A 1,309-nucleotide genomic window follows, 5' to 3' on the forward strand; every position below is an offset into this window, starting at 1 on the left:
GTGGAAGTCCGCCATGTCGCGCAGCGAGAAACGCGTCCAGATGTCGCCGTTCGTCGCGTACCAGGGGCCGTCCGGGTGGGGGAGGTGGGACGCCGCGTACTTGAGGCCGCCGCCGCGGCCGAGAGGCTCCGTCTCGACGACCGTGGTGACATGGACGGGCAGGTCGGCCGACTCCAGCCACTTCTCCAGAACGTCGGCGAGATGGCCGCAGGACACGACCACGTCGGTCACGCCCTCCTCGGCGAGCCAGGAGAGCTGATGTCCGATGATCGGCGTGCCCGTGCCGGGGATCTCGACCATCGGCTTGGGCCGGTCGTCGGTGTACGGGCGCAGCCGCGAACCCTGGCCCCCGGCCAGGACCACGGCTTGGACGGGGCGCGACGCGGCGTTCGGATCAGTCATGACCGGAACTGTACGTGGCGCCCCGTTCGCGGGAGCCGTGTTCCCCGGGGACCGGTGGTGCGGCCGATCACCGTGGGCACGGGGCGGACGGGGCGGGACAGCGGAGTACGGCGGTACGGCCGTACGGGGCAGGCACGGAGGCCTGCGGGCGCTCAGCCGTGCTGGTCCTGGACGCCGGCTGCGAAGGACGTGTCACAGACCGGGCGGGAGTAGGACTGGGCGCGGGAGGGGCCGTACGCCTTGACGGCCGCGCGGCCCAGGGTGCGGGCGATCGACGTGCAGTGGCGAGCCAGCGACGGGCGCTCGTTCACCTCTTCCTGGAGGTGGGTGAGGGCGACGCCCGGGTCCTTCTCCTGGAGCTCCAGCAGCAGCTCGTCGCGCAGGGCCTCGTGCGCGGCGCGGGACTTGGCGCCAGGGTCGGCCTCCGATCCCGTGGCCGGGGAGGTGGCCTCGGCGGCGGCGAGCAGCGAGTCCGAGGGGCTTTTGGACCAGTTGACCCGGGTGACTGCGAGGGTGCCGGAGAGCACCAGGACGACGGGGAGGACGAAAGCGAGGCTGCGGCCGATCCGGCGGGCGGGGCCCTGGCCGCGCCGGGTCCGTTGGGTAGTGGTGTGCTTCACGCGAGTGAGGGTAGCGCGGGGTAGTGATTTGGCGACATTTAGTCACCTGTTCGAGGGACGCTGAAGCGCTTGTTTCCGGGTAGGGGGTTGACGCTCGCGGCTCGAAACGACCGGCTTGCCGGGGTATCTGCCGGGACAGCGGAAAGGGCCCCGCGGTGGTGGCGGATTCAAGGGGTCGTCGCAACACGCGGTGAGTTGATCAAGCCGCGAGCAGTTTAGACAGACGCTCGGCTGGGGTCTCCCAGCCGAGCGTTTTGCGTGGGCGGCTGTTGAGTTCGGCGGCGACG

2 protein-coding genes are annotated in these 1,309 nt (G+C 71.0%); both read right to left on the bottom strand.

What is annotated here, in order from left to right; translation table 11 throughout:
- Positions 1-402 (bottom strand): nucleotidyltransferase family protein (locus FNH04_RS46070; protein WP_152792162.1); only part of this gene is annotated, 402 nt, incomplete at its 3' end.
- Between the two features lie 152 nt (positions 403-554).
- Positions 555-1,022, bottom strand: a complete 468-nt coding sequence (locus FNH04_RS46075) for a hypothetical protein (protein ID WP_322725781.1) — start codon at positions 1,020-1,022, stop codon at positions 555-557.
- Positions 1,023-1,309 lie beyond the last annotated feature (287 nt).

It is taken from the genome of Streptomyces phyllanthi (assembly GCF_009377205.1).
Classification (GTDB): Bacteria; Actinomycetota; Actinomycetes; order Streptomycetales; family Streptomycetaceae; genus Streptomyces; species Streptomyces phyllanthi.